Consider the following 17,183-nt stretch of genomic DNA (forward strand, 5'->3'; position numbering starts at 1 on the left):
GATTCCCATTCAAATAGTGCAAATCTCCTTTACTACTCATAATTTGAACGGACCCTATCGAGCCTTCTGTCTCGTAGACCCACAGGCTAGCGGTCACAGGGCCTTCACGCCCAGGCGTGTCGCGAGGCTTGAAGCTGACCCCCGTGACTCCAGGAACCTTCCGAAGAGTTCGATCGATGCAGGATGGATCGAAGCGCCCCTGAAATTGCGCCGTCGTGCTGACGCCACGAAGCGCGTCGCAACCGCCGAGCGCGACGGCGAGCATCAAAACGGATCGTCCGAGCTTCCTACGCATTCGCCCCATGCCCCAACGTCATCGCGCGAAGGGTAGAACAGCTGCAGGATTCTGCACTCGGCAGTTGCTCGATGTCATCCGATCCAGCCTGCATCGGCAGCGGGCGACGCGCTCCAAGCCCGCCTCGCCCGCCGCCTCCTCCTTCGCTCAGCGCAGGCCGCCGCCGACGATGATCGTCTCGCCGCTCACCCAGCCCGCTTCGGCCGTGGCCAGGAACACGGCGGCCCTGGCGATGTCCTCGGGCTGGCCGACGCGGCCGAGCGGCGTCTGGGCCACGATGCCCTGCTCGAACTCGGAGCCGACGAAGCCGGCGCTGTGGGTGCCCTCGGTCTCCACCACGCCCGGGTTCAAGCCGTTGACGCGGATCCTGCGCGGGCCGAGCTCGCGGGCGAGCACGCCGGTGATGGCGTCGACCGCGCCCTTGCTGGCCGTATAGACGGCCGAGTTCGGCGGCGTCAGGCGGCTGGCGGCCGAGCCGATGTTGATGATGCTGCCGCCCTCGCCGAGATGCTTGGCGGCCGCCTGCGTCGTCAGCAGCGTGCCGAGCACGTTGATGTCGAAGATCCGGTGGAAATGCTCCTCGGTGATCGCCTCGAGCGGGGCGAAGGCGTAGACGCCGGCATTGTTGACCAGGATGTCGAGGTGGCCATAGGCCTCGATCGCCTTGTCGATGACGGCCTGCGCCTCGGCGGCCTTGGCGACGTCGCCGCGCACGGCCACCGCCTTGCCGCCGGCGCCGGTGATGGCGGAGACGACCTTGTCGGCGCCCTCCCTGCTCGAGGCATAGTTGACGACGACAGAGGCGCCCTCGGCGCCGAGCGCCCTGGCGATCGCCGCGCCGATGCCCTTCGACGCGCCGGTGACGACCGCGACCTTGCCGGAAAGTCTGCTCATGGGTGGTTCCTTCGGGTGGTGCGACCGGAACCGGAGGCGGCGCCTCCGCGAGTTCATTAGTCGCGTAGTTCTGAAATTATGAACTATTGAACCACCCTGCAAGAGGGCCTATATCCATTTCCATGAGGCCGCTGCTTCATCCCTCCGTCGAGGACGTCCGGGTCGAGGCCATCCTGCATGCCCTGTCCGATCCGGCGCGCGTCGCCATCTTCATCCAGATCGCCGGATCGGGCAGCGCGGCGAACTGCGCCGCCTTCGCCACCATCGCCGAGAGGACGATCCCCAAATCGACGCTGTCCCAGCACTTCAAGGTGCTGCGCGAGGCCGGCCTGATCCGCAGCGAGCGCCAGGGCGTCGAGATGCAGAACTCCTCGCGCTGCAGCGAGATCGAGAGCCGTTTTCCCGGCCTGATCCCGGCGATCATCAATGCCCACAAGGTCCAGTCCGCGGCGGGGGCCGGGCCGCCCCGGGATGCCTGACCGCTTCGATCGGATGCCATGACGACCACAGCGCCAAACCCCACTGTCGGCCGCCGCAAGCGCCATGTCGACATCGGCGATGCCGCCCTGCCCCGCTGCGTGCTGGTGCCGGGCGATCCTGGCCGGGTGCCGCTGATCGGTACGGTGTGGGACAGCTATGAGGAAATCTCGTTCGCCCGCGAGTTCCGCCTCGCCAAGGGCACGGTGCACGGCGCCGATATCGCTGCCTGCTCCACCGGCATCGGCGGCCCGTCGACCGAAATCGCGGTGCTCGAACTGGCCGAGGCCGGTCCCGACACCTTCATCCGCGTCGGCACCTGCGGCGCATTGCAGGAGCACATTGCGCCCGGCTCTCTCGTCATCCAGCATGGCGCGGTGCGCCTGACCGGCACGGTGGATGCCTATGTCGGCCGCGAATATCCCTCCATTGCCGACCTCGCCGTCACCAACGCCCTGGTCGCGGCCTGCGAGGAACTGGGGCTGCGCTACCATGTCGGGCTGACGGCGAGCGCCGATTCCTTCTACGGCGGCCAGGGCAATCCCATTCCCGGCGGCCATGTGCTGACCGATGCCGAAGGGCCGGCCGACTATCTCCGCTCGCGCCGCGTCGCCACCTTCGAGATGGAGGCGGCGACGCTGTTCGTCCTCGGCTCGCTGTTCGGGCTGCGCACCGGCAGCATCTGTGCCGTGGGGTCCAACCGCGTCACCAGGGAGCGCATGGAGGTGGAAAGCGCCGTGGTCGATGCCTGTCGGGTGGCCTCGCTCGCCGCCGCGCGCCTGTCCCACGGCAAGCGCTGACGCGCGCGAACGGCGGCCGTGGCGCCAGCCCCCGCCATGCCGGCGCCGTCTGGCTGCTCAGGCCTGCGTGGGAATCTCGTCCTCGGGCCGCCGCTGCGGATTCCCTCCGGCGCGCGGCTCGATCTCCGCGCGAATCCGCTCGACGATCCCCCGCCCGATCCACCCCTCCCAGCCGTGCGTCCGCAGGATGGTCAGCGACGCTTCGATCAGATCGGCCGAGAGGTCCCGGCGGCCCTCGTGAAAATGGGCCAGGGCCTGGAAGGCGCCGGTGAGGCAGCGGTCGGCATCATCGGCGCTTTCGGCCCGGGCCAGGATGTCGAGCGCCTCGCGATGGCGCCCCAGGCGCACCAGCGCCGCCCCGCGCGATCCCCTGACCGTCGGAAGATCGGGCGAGAGGGCGAGGGCCCGGCTCGTCCAGGGATCGAGATGGACCCGGTGGCGCGAGCCCGGTCGCGCCAGCACGCTCATCACCATCGACTCGATGATCAGGAGCTGCTCGCTGCGTTCGGATGCGCGCGACAGCTCGCGCCCGAGCGCATCGATCGCTTCGTCCGTCAAAGGGCGAAGCGCCGCACGAGCCTGCAGGATATGGTAGGCGATCCGGTCGGACCGGCCGGACAGGGGTGGCGCCGGCTCGGCTGGATCGCGATACCGCCGCAGCGCATCGAGATAGGCCGCGCGATAGGCTTGGTCGTCCTTCCGCCGCAGCGTCCGCCACAGCGCCAGCATGTCGTTGGGAAGGCGCGTGCCGTAAAGCGTGCCCCAATGCGGCACGAGGCTCCCCCACAACCGCACGATATGAAGGAGGATGACCGAGAGCATCGCGATGTTGACGGCCGGCGTCCCGCCATAGGCGCGAAACACCGCGAGCAGGCCGACGAGCCATGCGAGGTCCGCGATCGGCCCCGCGAGGTAGAACAGCGCCAGGGCGGGCTTGCCGTGGGACAAGGGCGGAAACGTCATCACCCAGCCGCCCGACGGGAGCAGCCCGACGCGGATCTCGGTCTCTCGGAGACGGCAGCGGAAGACCGTCGGGCCGATGCCGAAGCGGATCTCGCGGATCTGCAGTCCGACCAGCCGGCCGACAAGGGCGTGGGCGCCCTCGTGCAGCACGAGGCTGCCCCAGGCGCCGGCCAGCAGGGACGCGATCAGCAGAAGGAGCGGCGACAAGCAATCTCCCCTGTTGTCTCTGCGCGACGGGGCCGAGCCTATTGCAATCCGGCACGCCGGCAAGTTCGTTGCGGCACAGCCTCGCGGGTTGCACGTCATCGGCAGGCGCGTAAGGTCGGCATGTCGAGGGAGCGTCGGCGGACGGTCGCTTCGGGCGGCCGGGAGATGGACAGGCCATGAACGATCGGCCGGTGGTGACGCGCGGCGGCCAGGAGCAGGGCGACACGGCCCAGTCCGGCGGGCTGGCGCTGGTGACGGGCGTCGGGCCGCAGCACACGCCGGCAAAGCAGCTCTGGTTCGGCAAGGCCAGCAACCGGCCGGGCTTCCGCTCGCTGCCGCATCACCATGGGCCGGCCGAGACCGGCGCCTATGTGCTCTCCGGCCGCGCCCGCATCTATTTCGGCCGGGACTATCAGGAGTTCGTCGACCTCGCCGCCGGCGACTTCATGTTCGTGCCGCCGTTCCTGCCGCATCTCGAAGCCAACATGAGCACGACTGAGGAGCTGTGGTGGATCGCCTGCCGGTCGCCCGAGAACATCGTGGTCAACCTGCCCGACGTCGACGATGCCGCGCTGCCGGGCTATCGCAGGGCGTGACAGGGACGCCGCTACGGCTCCTTCAGCACCAGCCTGCCGTTCTCGAAGTCGATCGTCTTGCCGGCCATCCGCGGCGGGTCGTCGTCCATGAAGACGATGTCGACACCGCCGATGCGCCGGATGATGTCGGGCGGTATTTGACGCCTGGAATAGAGGCCCATTTGCGGTCCGGGCGGCAGCTCCTTCCACGCCGTATCGCCGGGGCCCCTGGCCTGCCCTCCCTTCGACCAGACGATCGTCGCCAGTTGGTCACGCGATCCACCGTCCCGCAGCGACAAGGCCAGCATGCAGCGGATGGCCGACAGGGCCCGCTCGCTGACGTGCACGATGCCCGCTGCCCGAGCGGCCTTGCGAAAGGACGCATCGCTCGCGGCGGTCCGCGGCGGGGTCTCGGCCATTGTCCTGCGCACCTGCGCACGCCAAAGGTCGGGAAAGGCGGCATAGGCGGGCGAGGATATGAAGCCGATCTCCGCGATGACATCGCTGAGCACCCGGATCAGCTCCTCGGCTTTGGCCAGATCGGTGGATTTCAGGCGATCCGCCGCAATCTTGCCGAATGCCGCCTGTGCGCCGTCGGCGGCGCGGAGGAGGCGCACGGCCGTCGGCCGCGCCAGTCGGCTCGGGCGGATCATCAGGCCGAACCGCGGCGTGCCGGAACGGTCGCCGCCCTGCCTCGGAACAGGCGTGGCATCGAGCGCCGTGGTCGGGCGATCGCTCAGGTCCTGCCCGCGCAGGGCGGGATAGCTGCGGTAGACCGGCTCCAGGATGCCGCCGCGCAGGAGCCCGGCGACCGCCGCGAGCCCGGCATCGGGCGAGCCGCCTTCGGCGAATCGGGCATCGCCGCGCGCCAGGCCTTCGAGCCGATGGCAGGCCCGCTGCGCATGCTTGATGAGATAGACCGCGACGTCCCGGTCGAGGCGGGCGCGCCACGGCGCCCGCGGCAGGCCGGCGCCCTGCTCTGCCCCCGCGGCCAGGAAGCACGGGTCCTCGCCGACGGGCCGGGCGGACGCGGCGCCGAGGGACAGGGCTGCAAGCGCCGCCACGCCGGCGAGGATCCAGCGCGCCGCATCTCCCGTGAGGTTCGGCGCCCGGCGCCGAGTGAATGCCGCTCGGTCAGACATGGCTGAAGTCCGCGGTTCGCCGAGCCGCGACCGGCACCAGCCGTCGAGGCCGATCGGCTTTCCGCGGCGTCGCCGCACGGGCTTCATCGTGAAGCATGGCTCCTCCCGCGATCCCGAGGTCGGGCGCCGCGCGCCGGCCGGCTCAGGGCATGATCGGTGTTTGCTGCACGCCAGGGGCGCATTGCGCAGAAGATTTCGACCACGACGATAGGCCCGCACGTGTTGAAAGGCGATGAAAAAGCCTTGGCTCCTCGGGACATGTCGCGACGGCCCGAAATGATGATGAACGACGTCTTGATGGCGGCCGGGGAAGAAGTCCTCCAGCATCGCGATCTCGCGCATCGCCGCCACCCGCACGGGAGGCCGTCCCGGTCCGCCCGGCTCGAGCGGCCCGCCTCGCCGCGACGCGGCTCACGGATCGTCGAACGCCCCCGCCGCGGCTGCGCGGATCAGCGCGCGCGAGGGCGGCGCCGCTAGACCTTGCGAGGAAAGGCGCTCGAGCCCGTCCACGACGTCCCGCAGGCCACGGACGAGCGCGTGGTGCATGAGACCGCCTCGCCATCTCGGAAAGCCGTAGCCGTGAATCTGCACGAGATCGATGTCGGCGGAGCGCAGCGCGATCTTCTCATCGAGGATGGCAGCTCCCTCGCTCACCATGGGAAGCACGATGGCATCCGCGATGGAGCGCTCGTCCCAGTGGAGCCGATCCCTCCCGGATGCCTCGTTCGCGATGATCTCCGCCACCCTGTCAGAGGGCGATGGCCTCCGGTCCCCGTCCGCGTAGTCGTACCACCCTCCCCCCGCCTTCTGGCCCAATCGGCCGGCCGCGCAGAGCCTGTCGGCGATCGGCGCGAAGGGGGCTTCCCCCCGCGCCCGGGCGGCCTTGCGCTGGAAGGCCGCGATATCGAGGCCGCCGAGATCCTGCGCCTCCAAGGGGCCCATCGGCAGGCCGAAGGCGCGCATCGCCGCATCGACGGCCGATGGCGTCGCGCCGGCAAGCAGCAGCCGTTCGGCCTGCGCGCGCGTCGCCTTCAGGATGCGGTTGCCGATGAAGCCTTCGCAGATGCCGGCGCGGACCGGGATTTTTCCGAGCAGGCGGGCGAGCGCGAAGCCGGTCGCCAGAACCTGCGGCTCCGTCGCGTCCGCCGGCACGATCTCCAGGAGCTTCATCACGTGGGCAGGGCTGAAGAAATGCAGGCCGAGGAACCGTTCCGGCCGCGCCAGCCCGTCGCCAATCCGGTTCGGATCGAGATAGGACGTGTTGGTGGCGAGCACCGCATCGGGCCGGCACGCGTCCGAGAGCCTGCCGAACACGGCGCGCTTGACGGCCATATCCTCGAAGACCGCCTCGACGACCAGGTCCGTCTCGGCGAGCCGGCCGTAATCTTCGCTGCCGACGATCCCGGCCATGCGCTCGGCCGCCATCTCCGCCGTCATGCGACCGCGCTTCACGGAAGCCTCGAAGATCGCGCGGATGCCGGCGAGGCCACGCTCGACCGCCTCCGCATCACGCTCGACGAGAACGACCGGCAGGCTGGCATCCCGGAGCGCGGCGGCAATGCCCGCTCCCATCGTGCCGCCGCCGACGACGGCGGCAGACCGGATGTCGCGCGGCGTCACGCCGGCGAGCTCGGGCGGGCGGGGCGCCGCGCGCTCGGCGAAGAAGACATGGCGAAGGGCGGCGGCCTGCGCGGAATCGCGGAGCTCGAGAAAGGTCGCGCGCTCATAGGCCATCGCGCCCGCGAAATCCGTCATGCTCGCGTTGCGGAGGGACGCGAGAGCCCGGAGAGGCGCGAGTTCCTGTCTCGCCCTTGCGGCCACAGCCTGTTCCGCGCGTTCCCAGAAGCCGGCTTCCACCGCCGGCACCGGGCGGCTGGAGATCGGCTGCGGCGCAGGCTTGTCGGCGATGTCGCGCGCGAGGGCGATCGCGCCCGTGCGCAGGTCGCCGTCGATGACGGCGTCGACAAGGCCGAGCTCTCGCGCCCTCGCCGCGCCGACGGGGCTGCCGCTCGTCACCAGATCGACGGCGGCTGCGGGGCCGACCAGGCGCGGCAGGCGGACGGTGCCGCCGGCACCGGGGATGATGCCGAGCTTCACTTCCGGCAGGCCGAGGCTGGCGGAGGCAGCGGCGACGCGATAGGCGCAGCCGAGCGCCACTTCCAGGCCGCCGCCGAGCGCGCTGCCGTGGATCGCCGCGACCCAGGGCTTTCGCGCCCCCTCGATGCCCGCAACCACGGCCGGCAGATGCGGCGGCTGGGGTGGCCTGCCGAGCTCCCCGACATCCGCACCGGCCATGAAGGTGCGACCCGCGCAGACGAGAACGACGGCCTTCACGGCATCGTCCGCGTCGAGCTGCCTCACCGCCTCGAGCAGATCCGCGCGAAGCTGCTGGGAAAGCGCGTTGACCGGCGGATTGTCGATCGAGACGACGGCGACCGATCCCGTCCTCGTGATGGACATCGTCATGGTCTGGCCTTCCCGGCGAGGAGATCGGCTTCGACCCAGAGACTGCGCCGCCGAAGCCGGAGATCCGCGGGGGCGATGGTCGAGGACGGAAACCGCCGCGCGGCAGCCGCTGCTGTCGCGGCTCGGTGCATCCGGGCATCTCGGCCGGGACGAGCACGATCCATGCGCCGGACCTCTCATGCGTTCAGGGGGCGACGCCATATCGCCGTGCGAAGCGATTGGCGACGAAGGCGGCACGGCTGGCCGCCGACTTCGATCCAAAACATAATTGACCGGCCGGCCGGTTTATGCAACGGATTTCTCCGTCGATGCCCGCGACCCCGGAGGAAGCGTGTCCCAGACCGATACCGTCATCGCCGAAGCCACCGATGGCGTCCTGCGCCTGACGCTCAACCGCCCCGACAAGCTCAACGCCTTCAACGAAGGGATGCATCTCGCCCTCCGGGCCGGCTTCGAGCGTGCACGTGAGGACACCGATCTTCGTGCGGTGCTGCTGACCGGTGCCGGCCGCGGCTTCTGCGCGGGCCAGGACCTCGGCGACCGCGATCCCCGCAAGGGCACGCCGGATCTCGGCCACACGATCGAGACCTTCTACAATCCGCTGCTGCGCCTCATCCGCAGCCTCGAAAAGCCCGTGGTCTGCGCCGTCAACGGCGTGGCGGCCGGCGCGGGGGCCAACCTCGCCTTCGCCTGCGACATCACCCTCGCCGCCCGCTCCGCCCGCTTCATCCAGTCCTTCGCCAGGATCGGGCTCGTGCCCGATTCCGGCGGCACCTGGAGCCTGCCCCGCCTCATCGGCGAGGCCCGCGCCAAGGCCCTGGCATTGACGGCGCAATCCCTCGACGCGGAAACCGCCGCCGACTGGGGCTTGATCTGGCGCGCGGTCGACGACGACACGCTGATGGACGAGGCCGCTGCCCTTGCGACCCGGCTCGCCGCCGGCCCCACCAAGGGCTATGGCCTGACGAAGCGGGCCATCCAGGCGGCGGCCGCCAACTCGTTCGACCGGCAGCTCGATCTCGAACGCGACCTGCAGCGGGAGGCCGGCCGCAGCGCCGATTATGCCGAAGGCGTCACCGCCTTCATCGAGAAGCGCGAGCCGGCGTTCAAAGGCCGATGAGCGCCGATCTCTCACCGCAAGCGCTCGCGGAGGCCTGTGCCCGCTCGATGTGGGCCGAGGACAACGCGTCCCAGTCGCTGAACATGGCGCTTCGATCCGTCGGGCCGGGCACGGCGACGGTGACGATGACCGTCACGGCGGGCATGCTGAACGGTCATCGGACGTGCCATGGCGGCTACATCTTCTCGGTCGCGGACTCCGCCTTCGCATTTGCCTGCAACAGCTACGATCAGCGGACGGTGGCCCAGCATTGCTCCGTCTCGTTCATCGCCCCCGCATTCGAAGGCGACGTGCTGACCGCGACGGCACGGGAAGTGTCGCGCCGCGGTCGGGGAGGCATCTACGACGTCAACATCGTCAACCAGAACGGCGAGCACATCGCGGAATTTCGCGGCCACTCGCGCACCGTCAAGGGACGCCACCTGCCGGATTAGGCCGGACGCCCGCGCGCCGAATCCCACCGGAGGAGACATTCATGGAAGACCTGTCCCCGCGCCCGGGCGATCTGGAGACGATCGAGACGGCATCGCGCGACGAGATATCGGCAGTCCAGCTCAAACGCATGCAGTGGTCGCTGACCCACGCCTATGAGAACTCGCCGTTCTACCGACGGCATTTCGACGAGGCGGGCTCGCACCCATCCGACCTGAGGAGCCTTTCCGACCTCGCCAAATTCCCCTTCACCACCAAGAAGGACCTGCGCGACACCTATCCCTTCGGCATGTTCGCCGTGCCGCGCGAGAAGCTGGCCCGGATCCACGCCTCGTCGGGCACCACCGGCAAGCCGACGGTCGTCGGCTACACCCGGGAGGACGTCGACACCTGGGCGAGCGTCGTCGCCCGCTCGATCCGCGCCTCGGGCGGCCGCGCGGGCGATATCGTGCATGTCGCCTATGGCTACGGCCTCTTCACCGGCGGCCTCGGCGCGCACTATGGCGCCGAGAAGCTCGGCTGCACGGTCGTGCCGATCTCCGGCGGCATGACGGAACGCCAGGTCGCGCTGATGCAGGATTTCAAGCCGCGCATCATCATGGTCACGCCCTCCTACATGCTGTCGATCCTCGACGAGTTCCGCCGCCAGGGCGTCGATCCCAGCGAAAGCTCGCTCGCCGTCGGCATCTTCGGCGCAGAGCCGTGGACGAACGCCATGCGCCAGGAGATCGAGCACGCGTTCGACATGCATGCCGTCGACATCTACGGCTTGTCGGAGGTCATGGGGCCGGGCGTCGCCAGCGAATGCGTCGAGACCAAGGACGGCCTGCACGTCTGGGAGGATCATTTCTACCCCGAGATCGTCAGCCCGGAAACCGGCGAGGTCCTTCCCGACGGCGAGATCGGCGAGCTGGTCTTCACGACCCTGACCAAGCAGGGCCTGCCGATCATCCGTTACCGCACGCGCGACCTGACACGGCTTCTGCCGGGGACCGCGCGCTCCATGCGGCGCATGGAGAAGATCACCGGCCGCTCCGACGACATGATGATCCTGCGCGGCGTCAATGTCTTCCCGACCCAGATCGAGGAGCAGATCCTGAAGTGCCGGGGACTCGCGCCGCATTTCCAGATCGAGCTGACGCGCTCGGGCCGCATGGACGACATGACGGTGCATGTCGAATGCACGCTCAATTCGACCGACCAGGGGTCCCGATCCGGATCCGCCAAGGAGCTCGCCCATCACATCAAGAGCATCGTCGGCGTCTCGACGAAGATCGTCGTGCACAATCCCGGCGGCGTTGCGCGCTCGGAAGGGAAGGCCAAACGCGTGGTCGACAACCGCCCGAAGGAATGAGTAGACAGGATAGTGGGCCGGCTCTCCATCGAACCGGCCGTATACTTTCGCAACATTGGCCACCGACCGGACCTGTCGCGCTGGCAATGGGCAGAGCAGGACGCCATGGCAAGGACCCGCGCAGTCGATTTCGAAGAGAAACAACGCGGCATTCTGGCGAATGCTGCGGCTGTGTTTGCCGAAATGGGCATGGAGAAGGCATCGATGTCGATGATCGCCTCCCGGAGCAATGTGTCGAAGGCCCTTCTCTACCATTACTACCCGAGCAAGGATGCGCTCATCTTCGATATCGTGCGCACGCACCTGACCGAGCTCGACACCGCAATCGCCGCGGCCGACGAGACCGAGGCTGCCCCGCAGGAGCGGCTGCGCCGTCTCGTCCGCGCGATCCTGGAGAGCTATCGGGGAGCCGACAACGAGCACAAGGTGCAGCTCAACGGCACGAGCGCCCTTTCCGCAGAGCAGCTGTCGGAGCTGAAGACGATCGAGCGGCGGATCGTGAAGCGCTTTTCCCGCGTCATCATCGAGGTCAACCCTCGGCTGAACGACGAGCGGCCACTGCTGACGCCGGTCACGATGTCGCTCTTCGGCATGATGAACTGGGTCTACATGTGGTTTCGGGCCGACGGGCCGATCTCGCGCGACGAATATGCCGACATCGCCACGACCCTGCTCCTCGAAGGCGTCAAGGCCGTCCGGTGAGCCTCGCCCTTGCGGAATGAGGGGCCGGCCGAATGCCCTCGCCGCGCCTCACGCCGCGGGCGGGGCAGCGGCTCGATCCCTGGCCTTGGCCACGATGGTGAGGACGTCATAGCGCGCGACCGTCTCGCCGTCTTGGTTGGTCACCTCGCAATCCCAGCGCACCTCGCCATGCTCAGCCTTGGCCCACGGATTGATCTCCTTGCAGGTGAGCTGCACCTGCAGCGCATCGCCGGGATTGACCGGCTTGAGGAACCGCAGATTGTCGATCCCGTAATTGGCGAGGACCGGGCCCGGCGCCGGATCGACGAAAAGGCCCGCGGCGAAGGAGACGATGAGATAGCCGTGGGCAACACGCCCCTCGAAGAACGGGTTCGCCTTGGCCGCCGCCTCGTCCATATGCGCATAGAAGGTATCGCCGGTGAAACGCGCGAAATGGTCGATGTCCTCGAGCGTCACCACGCGCCTTGCGGTCGTGAGCTGGTCGCCGATTCTGAGCTCGGCGAGCGACTTGCGGAACGGATGCTCGCCCCCTTCCCGCGCTTCCGCGCCCTGCAGCCAGCGGCCGGTGACGGCGCAGAGCAGCGTCGGCGCCCCTTGCACGGCGGTGCGCTGCATATAGTGCTTCACGCCGCGCAGGCCGCCCAGCTCCTCGCCGCCACCGGCGCGGCCGGGGCCGCCGTGCACCAGGCCCGGAAGAGGCGACCCGTGGCCGGTCGAGCTCTTCGCGCTGACGCGATTGCCGATCATCACCCGGCCGTGGAACGGCGCCAGGCCCAGCACCACCTCCTCGGCGAAGGCCGGGTCGTTGGTGAAGACGGAGGCGACGAGGCTGCCCTTGCCGCGCCGCGCCAGATCGACGGCCTCTTCCAGGCTGTCGTAGGGCATGACGGTGCTCACCGGGCCGAAGGCCTCGACATCGTGCACGGCGCGCGCCGAAGCCGGCTTGTCACAGTAGAGCAGCACGGGATCGAGGAAGGCGCCGGCGCCGGCGTCGCCGGATATGACGCTGGGATTGTCGGGATCGCCTGCGACGATCTCGGCATCGGCGGCAAGGCTGCGGATGCCGGCGCGCACGTCCTCGCGCTGGGCCAGGCTGGCGAGCGGGCCCATGCGGACCGCCTCGTCCGCCGGATTGCCGACCGGGGTCTTGCCGAGGCGCTCGCGCAGGGCCTCGATCAGGGCCTGGATATAAGCGCGCGGCGCGATGACCCGGCGGATCGCAGTGCATCTCTGGCCGGCCTTGACGGTCATCTCACGGGCGACCTCCCTGACGAAGAGGTCGAACTCCTGGGTGCCGGGCCCGGCGTCGAGGCCGAGCACCGCGGCGTTCAGGCTGTCGGCCTCCATGGTGAAGCGCACGGAATTTTCGACGATCGCCCGATGGATCTTGAGGCGCCGGCCGGTCGCCGCCGAGCCGGTGAAGGTCACGACGTCCTGGCCTTCCACGTGATCGAGCAGGTCGCCGACCGAGCCGCAGATCAGTTGCAGGGCTCCGTCCGGCAGCAGCTTGGTCTCGACGATGTGGCGAACCATCAGTTCGGCGAGATAGGCCGTCTGGCTCGCCGGCTTGACGATCGCCGGGACACCGGCGAGCCATGTCGGCGCCAGCTTCTCCAGCATGCCCCAGCAGGGGAAGTTGAAGGCGTTGATGTGGACGGCGACGCCCTGCAGCGGGGTCAGGACGTGCTGCGCGGAGAAGCTGCCGTCCTTTGAAAGCGCCTCGACGTCGCCGTCGAGCAGGAGACGGGCGTTCGGCAATTCGCGCCGGCCCCTGGAGGCGTAGGAGAGCAGCGTGCCGATACCGCCTTCGATGTCGATCCAGCTGTCCGCCCGCGTCGCGCCGGTCGCCGTCGACAGCGCGTAGAGCTCTTCCTTGCGCTCCAGAAGCGCCTGGCCGAGCGCCTTCAGCATGGCGGCTCGCTCGTGGAAGGACATGCGGCGCAAGGCGGCGCCCCCCTTGGCGCGACCATGGGCGAGCGCCGCCTTGAAATCGAGTCCGCCGGAATCGATGAAGGCGACGGCTGCGCCGGTCGAGGCGTCGAGCAGGGGCACGCCGTCGCCGGCGCCGGACGCCCACGTGCCGCAGACATAGCTTTCGAGCCGACGCGGTTGCCTTGCCTGGGGTGTCATGGTCTCGTCCGCCTCCTAAAGCGTTTTGCGATTTGGCGGAATCGCCAAGGATCGCAAAGACGCGTCGAAACAAGGAGCTGGAGCAAAGCGGCGTTTCCGCCCAAACGCGCTTTGCTCTAGTTCAGTCCCAACCCGATCAGCTGCGCATCCGCCACCGCCTGCCATTTGGCGAGCAGCGTCTCGTTCGATGCGTGTCGCAGCCCGAAACGCGCCTGCGCCTCGAAGCGGGGGGAGTTGGAATGCCCGAAGGTCGCGGCGACGCGGGGATGCCAATAGGCGATCGAGCTTCTCGCCTTCGCCGTGCCGCCGCCGTCGCCGGTGACGCGAACCAGGCCGGCGACGCCGAACTCGGCATGCCGCGTCTCGCGCGGCAGGATGGCGCGGAAGACCTCCGCCAGCGGCTGGTAGGAGACGCGGGACAATTCGTCCAGCTGTATGACGGTCGCAAGCCCCATCAGCACGTTCATCACCACGGCATCGACCCAGCCCTCGAGCGGATAGTGGAAGACGGAAAGGCGCATGTCGCCGCCCTGGCGCCTCGCCCCGATCTCGGCGTCGCGGGCGAGCCTCGCGGCCCAGGGATGGTGCACGGCATAGCGGCCGGCATCGGCGCCGAAGGTCTCCATGATCTTCAGGACGCGCCCGGCATGGTCCGCCTTCTCCAGCACGATGCGGGCCGCCGTGATGCGCTCCTGGATGCCCGGCGCGTCGTTGATCGTGCCGGCAAAGCCGGCCGACCCGGCAAGCTCGCTGTCGACGAAGCTCGCCATCAGGCGAAGCAGCTCTCCCCGGTAGCGCGGCGGCACGTTCGCCGGCGACGAGAGAATGCCGCCTTGCGCGACATAGTCCTCGATGGTCATCGTATCGGACATCACGTCCCCTTTCGGCTCGACCGGATGCCGCCGGACTTCACTGGTCGTAGCTGACGACGATGCGGTCGGTGAGCGGGAAGCACTGGCAGGTCAGCACGTAGCCCTGGCGCACCTCGTAGTCCTCCAGCGCGTGGTTGACCTCCATCTCGACGTCTCCTTCCAGAACCTTGGCCCGGCAGGTGGAGCAGACGCCGGCCTTGCAGGCGTGGGGAGCGTCCATCGCGTTCTCGAGCGCGGCGTCGAGCAGGCTCTGGCCGTGCTTGGAGAACTTGAAGATGCGCGTCGCGCCGTCGAGCGTGACGGTCGCCTCGCAGGCCGCTCCCCGATCGGCGCCGGCCGCCGCCTCCACCTTGCGGCGGGCCCGGCCGGGCTGCGAGGACGCGAAGAGCTCGAACTTGATCTGGTCGTCGCGCAGCCCGTGGTCGCGCAGGGCCGCGGCGATCGCCAGCATCATCGGCTCGGGCCCGCAGATGAAGGCGGTCGCGACGGAGCCGGGGTCGATCCAGCTCTTGAACAGCGCCGCGCATTTCTCGCCGTCGATCCGACCGGTGAAGAGGTCGATATCCTGCGCCTCGCTCTCCAGCACATGCAGAACGGACAGCCGGTCGAGATGGAGGTTCTTGAGGTCCTCCAGCTCCTCCCGGAACATGATCGAGCTGATCTGCCGGTTGGCATAGACCAGCGTGAAGCGGGATCGCGGCTCGCGCGCAAGCACCGTCTTGATGATGGACAGCACCGGCGTGATGCCGCTGCCGCCGGCAAAGCCGAGATAGTGCCTGGCGGCCTCCGGCTCGAGCGGCGTGAAGAACGCGCCCATCGGCGGCATGGCTTCCAGCCTGTCGCCGACCTTCAGGCTTTCGTTGGCCCAGGTGGAGAAGCAGCCGCCGTCGACGCGCTTGATGCCGACCTTCAGCACCCCCTCGTCCCTGCCGGCGCAGATCGAGTAGGAGCGGCGCAACTCCTCGTCCTCGAACCGGCGCCGGAAGGTCAGGTACTGGCCCTGCGTGAAATCGAAGACGGCCCGGTCCTCCTGCGAGGGCAGCAGCGTGACGACGACCGCATCGCGCGTCTCCCGGCGGACTTCGGTGACGGTCAGGGAATGAAAACGTGCCATGAGGGCCCCTTCCCGTGCATCAGATGCATTTGAAATAGTCGAACGGTTCCAGGCAGTCGGTGCAGCGACAGCTCGCCTTGCAGGGCGTCGAGCCGAACTGGCTGATCCTCTCGGTCCGCTGCGATCCGCAGCGCGGACAGGCGATCACGAGGCTCGAACGGCCGGCGAGCCTGTCGATGCGTCCGGCAAGCCGGCCCTCGGCCGCCGTGCCGTCGATCGGCGGGGCGATGCCGTAGGCGCGCAGCTTCTCGCGGCCTTCGGCGCTGATCCAGTCCGTCGTCCAGGCGGGAGAGAGCCGGCGTTGCAGCCGCACCGTGCCGAGGCCCCGGCCGGCGAGCGCCCGCTCGATATCGAGGCTGATGGCCGCGGTGGCGGGACAGCCCGAATAGGTCGGCGTCACCGTGACCACCAGCGTCCCATCCTGCCATTCGACATCGCGGATGACGCCGAGGTCGGTGAGCGACAGGACCGGAATTTCCGGGTCCGGCACCGCCGACAGCCAATGCCAGATCTCCTCGACGGCGGGGTGGGGTGCCGTGACCATCCCCGACCCCTACCAGACCGCGCCGGGATAGGCGCGCTGCAGGAACTGCAGCTCGGCCAGGATGTAGCCGAGATGCTCGGTGTGCACGCCGTGGCGGCCACCCTTGTGCATGTGGCCGTCCGCCGGCTTCTTCAGCGTGGCTTCGGCGAGCCCCTCGGACACGATCTCGTCCCACTCCGCCGCGAGGCTCCGCGGTTCCGGCACGACGCCGGCCTCCGCAAGGGGGGCGTCGACCGCATCGCCGACGAACATCTCGCCCGTGAAGGGCCAGAGGTCATCGAGCGCGCGCTGCATGCGCAGGTGGCTTTCGGCCGTGCCGTCGCCGAGGCGCACCACGAGGTCGCGGCTGCGGTCGAGATGATAGGAAACCTCCTTGAAGGCCTTTTCCGCAATCTCGGCGACGCGCCGGTCGGTCGAGCTCTTCAGCGCCTTCAGCAGCAGGTGATGCCAGACATCGAAGAGGAACTGGCGCATCAGCGTCTTGCCGAAATCGCCGTTCGGGCGCTCGACCAGCAGGATGTTGCGGAACTCGAAACCGTCGCGCAGATAGGCAAGATCGTCCGCCGAGCGGCCCCTGCCTTCCACCTCGCCCGCAAGGCCGAGCCAGAGCTGCGTCTGGCCGATCAGATCGAGGGCCGTGTTGGCGAGCGCGATATCCTCCTCCAGGGCCGGCGCATGACCGCACCATTCGGAGACGCGATGGCCGAGGATCAGCGTCGCGTCGCCGATGCGCAGCAGGAATTCGAAGAGCGCGGTCCGATCGACCGCCGGTTCGAGCGCCGCGGTCGCCATCACATGTGCCCCACGTCGTCGGGAATGTCGAAAAAGGTCGGGTGGCGATAGATCTTGGCGTTCGACGGCTCGAAGAGCGGCCCCTTCTCCGAGGGAGCGCTCGCCGCGATGTCGCGGGACCTCACCACCCAGATGCTGACGCCCTCGCTGCGGCGCGTATAGACGTCGCGGGCATTGTTGATCGCCATCTCGGCGTCGGGCGCATGCAGGCTGCCGACATGGCGATGGTTGAGGCCGTGCTGCCCCCGGATGAAGACTTCCCAGAGCGGCCATTCGCTGGACATGTCGGCGCCTCCCGTGTCTT

Annotated in this window: 17 protein-coding genes; 7 read left to right on the forward strand and 10 right to left on the reverse strand. The window is 68.8% G+C overall.

Annotated features, from left to right (window positions below; translation table 11 throughout):
* Window positions 1–442: 442 nt before the first annotated feature.
* Window positions 443–1,189, reverse strand: coding sequence for an SDR family NAD(P)-dependent oxidoreductase (locus QO011_RS23375; protein ID WP_307277224.1), 747 nt, complete (start codon window positions 1,187–1,189; stop codon window positions 443–445).
* Window positions 1,190–1,311: 122 nt separating this feature from the next.
* Between QO011_RS23375 and QO011_RS23380 the strand changes: the two genes are divergently transcribed.
* Both QO011_RS23380 and QO011_RS23385 read left to right on the forward strand, forming a co-directional pair.
* Window positions 1,312–1,668 (forward strand): ArsR/SmtB family transcription factor, encoded by a 357-nt coding sequence (locus QO011_RS23380; protein ID WP_307277226.1) that lies wholly within the window; start codon window positions 1,312–1,314, stop codon window positions 1,666–1,668.
* Window positions 1,669–1,686: 18 nt separating this feature from the next.
* Entirely contained in the window at window positions 1,687–2,466 is a 780-nt protein-coding gene (locus tag QO011_RS23385; protein WP_307277229.1) for a nucleoside phosphorylase, read from the forward strand.
* Between the two features lie 57 nt (window positions 2,467–2,523).
* Here the strand turns inward: QO011_RS23385 and QO011_RS23390 are convergent, their stop codons facing one another.
* The gene (locus QO011_RS23390) at window positions 2,524–3,636 is read right to left on the reverse strand and encodes a M50 family metallopeptidase (RefSeq protein ID WP_307277231.1); all 1,113 of its coding nucleotides are present in this window, start codon (window positions 3,634–3,636) and stop codon (window positions 2,524–2,526) included.
* Between the two features lie 176 nt (window positions 3,637–3,812).
* Here QO011_RS23390 and QO011_RS23395 point away from each other — a divergent pair, with 176 nt between their 5' ends.
* Complete coding sequence (locus QO011_RS23395; protein WP_307277234.1) at window positions 3,813–4,232, forward strand: cupin domain-containing protein; 420 nt, start codon at window positions 3,813–3,815, stop codon at window positions 4,230–4,232.
* An 11-nt stretch (window positions 4,233–4,243) separates the two neighbouring features.
* Here QO011_RS23395 and QO011_RS23400 read toward each other — a convergent pair whose 3' ends face one another.
* On the reverse strand, window positions 4,244–5,353 hold the full coding sequence (locus QO011_RS23400) for a hypothetical protein (RefSeq protein ID WP_307277236.1): 1,110 nt from the start codon (window positions 5,351–5,353) through the stop codon (window positions 4,244–4,246).
* Between the two features lie 411 nt (window positions 5,354–5,764).
* Window positions 5,765–7,819, reverse strand: a complete 2,055-nt coding sequence (locus tag QO011_RS23405; RefSeq protein WP_307277238.1) for a 3-hydroxyacyl-CoA dehydrogenase NAD-binding domain-containing protein — start codon at window positions 7,817–7,819, stop codon at window positions 5,765–5,767.
* 331 nt (window positions 7,820–8,150) lie between these two features.
* Between QO011_RS23405 and paaG the strand changes: the two genes are divergently transcribed.
* The 4 genes from paaG to QO011_RS23425 all read left to right on the forward strand — a co-directional run bounded on the left by paaG (window position 8,151) and on the right by QO011_RS23425 (window position 11,427).
* Window positions 8,151–8,939 carry a 2-(1,2-epoxy-1,2-dihydrophenyl)acetyl-CoA isomerase PaaG gene (gene paaG, locus QO011_RS23410; RefSeq protein ID WP_307277241.1) on the forward strand — a complete coding sequence of 263 codons (789 nt, stop codon included), beginning with the start codon at window positions 8,151–8,153 and terminating at the stop codon, window positions 8,937–8,939.
* Window positions 8,936–9,373 carry a hydroxyphenylacetyl-CoA thioesterase PaaI gene (gene paaI, locus QO011_RS23415; RefSeq protein ID WP_307277244.1) on the forward strand — a complete coding sequence of 146 codons (438 nt, stop codon included), beginning with the start codon at window positions 8,936–8,938 and terminating at the stop codon, window positions 9,371–9,373. The genes paaG and paaI overlap by 4 nt, the downstream gene beginning before the upstream one ends.
* Before the next feature lie 41 nt (window positions 9,374–9,414).
* Entirely contained in the window at window positions 9,415–10,725 is a 1,311-nt protein-coding gene (paaK, locus tag QO011_RS23420; protein ID WP_307277248.1) for a phenylacetate--CoA ligase PaaK, read from the forward strand.
* 105 nt (window positions 10,726–10,830) lie between these two features.
* Window positions 10,831–11,427, forward strand: a complete 597-nt coding sequence (locus QO011_RS23425; protein ID WP_307277392.1) for a TetR/AcrR family transcriptional regulator — start codon at window positions 10,831–10,833, stop codon at window positions 11,425–11,427.
* A gap of 48 nt (window positions 11,428–11,475) precedes the next feature.
* Here the strand turns inward: QO011_RS23425 and paaZ are convergent, their stop codons facing one another.
* The 6 genes from paaZ to paaB all read right to left on the reverse strand — a co-directional run bounded on the left by paaZ (window position 11,476) and on the right by paaB (window position 17,163).
* A complete protein-coding gene (gene paaZ / locus QO011_RS23430; protein ID WP_307277251.1) occupies window positions 11,476–13,557 on the reverse strand; it encodes a phenylacetic acid degradation bifunctional protein PaaZ in 2,082 nt (693 codons plus the stop codon).
* Window positions 13,558–13,673: 116 nt separating this feature from the next.
* Complete coding sequence (locus QO011_RS23435) at window positions 13,674–14,429, reverse strand: Phenylacetic acid catabolic protein (protein ID WP_307277254.1); 756 nt, start codon at window positions 14,427–14,429, stop codon at window positions 13,674–13,676.
* A 37-nt stretch (window positions 14,430–14,466) separates the two neighbouring features.
* Window positions 14,467–15,543, reverse strand: coding sequence for a 1,2-phenylacetyl-CoA epoxidase subunit PaaE (paaE, locus tag QO011_RS23440; RefSeq protein WP_307277256.1), 1,077 nt, complete (start codon window positions 15,541–15,543; stop codon window positions 14,467–14,469).
* A 19-nt stretch (window positions 15,544–15,562) separates the two neighbouring features.
* Window positions 15,563–16,087: a 1,2-phenylacetyl-CoA epoxidase subunit PaaD gene (paaD, locus tag QO011_RS23445; RefSeq protein WP_307277258.1), complete on the reverse strand. Its 525-nt coding sequence runs from the start codon at window positions 16,085–16,087 to the stop codon at window positions 15,563–15,565.
* 9 nt (window positions 16,088–16,096) lie between these two features.
* Window positions 16,097–16,879: a 1,2-phenylacetyl-CoA epoxidase subunit PaaC gene (gene paaC / locus QO011_RS23450; RefSeq protein ID WP_307277260.1), complete on the reverse strand. Its 783-nt coding sequence runs from the start codon at window positions 16,877–16,879 to the stop codon at window positions 16,097–16,099.
* Window positions 16,879–17,163, reverse strand: coding sequence for a 1,2-phenylacetyl-CoA epoxidase subunit PaaB (paaB, locus tag QO011_RS23455; protein WP_307277262.1), 285 nt, complete (start codon window positions 17,161–17,163; stop codon window positions 16,879–16,881). Before paaB ends, paaC begins: the two co-directional genes overlap by 1 nt.
* Window positions 17,164–17,183 lie beyond the last annotated feature (20 nt).

Source organism: Labrys wisconsinensis (genome assembly GCF_030814995.1).
Classification (GTDB): domain Bacteria; phylum Pseudomonadota; class Alphaproteobacteria; order Rhizobiales; family Labraceae; genus Labrys; species Labrys wisconsinensis.

Bases quoted from the DNA above. Each gene is read 5' to 3' on its own strand.
- QO011_RS23405 (WP_307277238.1), bottom strand. From the start codon at position 7,819: ATGACGATGTCCATCACGAGGACGGGATCGGTCGCCGTCGTCTCGATC.
- QO011_RS23395 (WP_307277234.1), top strand. From the start codon at position 3,813: ATGAACGATCGGCCGGTGGTGACGCGCGGCGGCCAGGAGCAGGGCGAC.
- paaZ (WP_307277251.1), bottom strand. From the start codon at position 13,557: ATGACACCCCAGGCAAGGCAACCGCGTCGGCTCGAAAGCTATGTCTGC.
- paaC (WP_307277260.1), bottom strand. From the start codon at position 16,879: ATGGCGACCGCGGCGCTCGAACCGGCGGTCGATCGGACCGCGCTCTTC.
- paaB (WP_307277262.1), bottom strand. From the start codon at position 17,163: ATGTCCAGCGAATGGCCGCTCTGGGAAGTCTTCATCCGGGGGCAGCAC.
- QO011_RS23400 (WP_307277236.1), bottom strand. From the start codon at position 5,353: ATGTCTGACCGAGCGGCATTCACTCGGCGCCGGGCGCCGAACCTCACG.
- QO011_RS23375 (WP_307277224.1), bottom strand. From the start codon at position 1,189: ATGAGCAGACTTTCCGGCAAGGTCGCGGTCGTCACCGGCGCGTCGAAG.
- QO011_RS23425 (WP_307277392.1), top strand. From the start codon at position 10,831: ATGGCAAGGACCCGCGCAGTCGATTTCGAAGAGAAACAACGCGGCATT.
- QO011_RS23435 (WP_307277254.1), bottom strand. From the start codon at position 14,429: ATGTCCGATACGATGACCATCGAGGACTATGTCGCGCAAGGCGGCATT.
- paaD (WP_307277258.1), bottom strand. From the start codon at position 16,087: ATGGTCACGGCACCCCACCCCGCCGTCGAGGAGATCTGGCATTGGCTG.
- paaE (WP_307277256.1), bottom strand. From the start codon at position 15,543: ATGGCACGTTTTCATTCCCTGACCGTCACCGAAGTCCGCCGGGAGACG.
- QO011_RS23385 (WP_307277229.1), top strand. From the start codon at position 1,687: ATGACGACCACAGCGCCAAACCCCACTGTCGGCCGCCGCAAGCGCCAT.
- paaI (WP_307277244.1), top strand. From the start codon at position 8,936: ATGAGCGCCGATCTCTCACCGCAAGCGCTCGCGGAGGCCTGTGCCCGC.
- paaK (WP_307277248.1), top strand. From the start codon at position 9,415: ATGGAAGACCTGTCCCCGCGCCCGGGCGATCTGGAGACGATCGAGACG.
- QO011_RS23380 (WP_307277226.1), top strand. From the start codon at position 1,312: ATGAGGCCGCTGCTTCATCCCTCCGTCGAGGACGTCCGGGTCGAGGCC.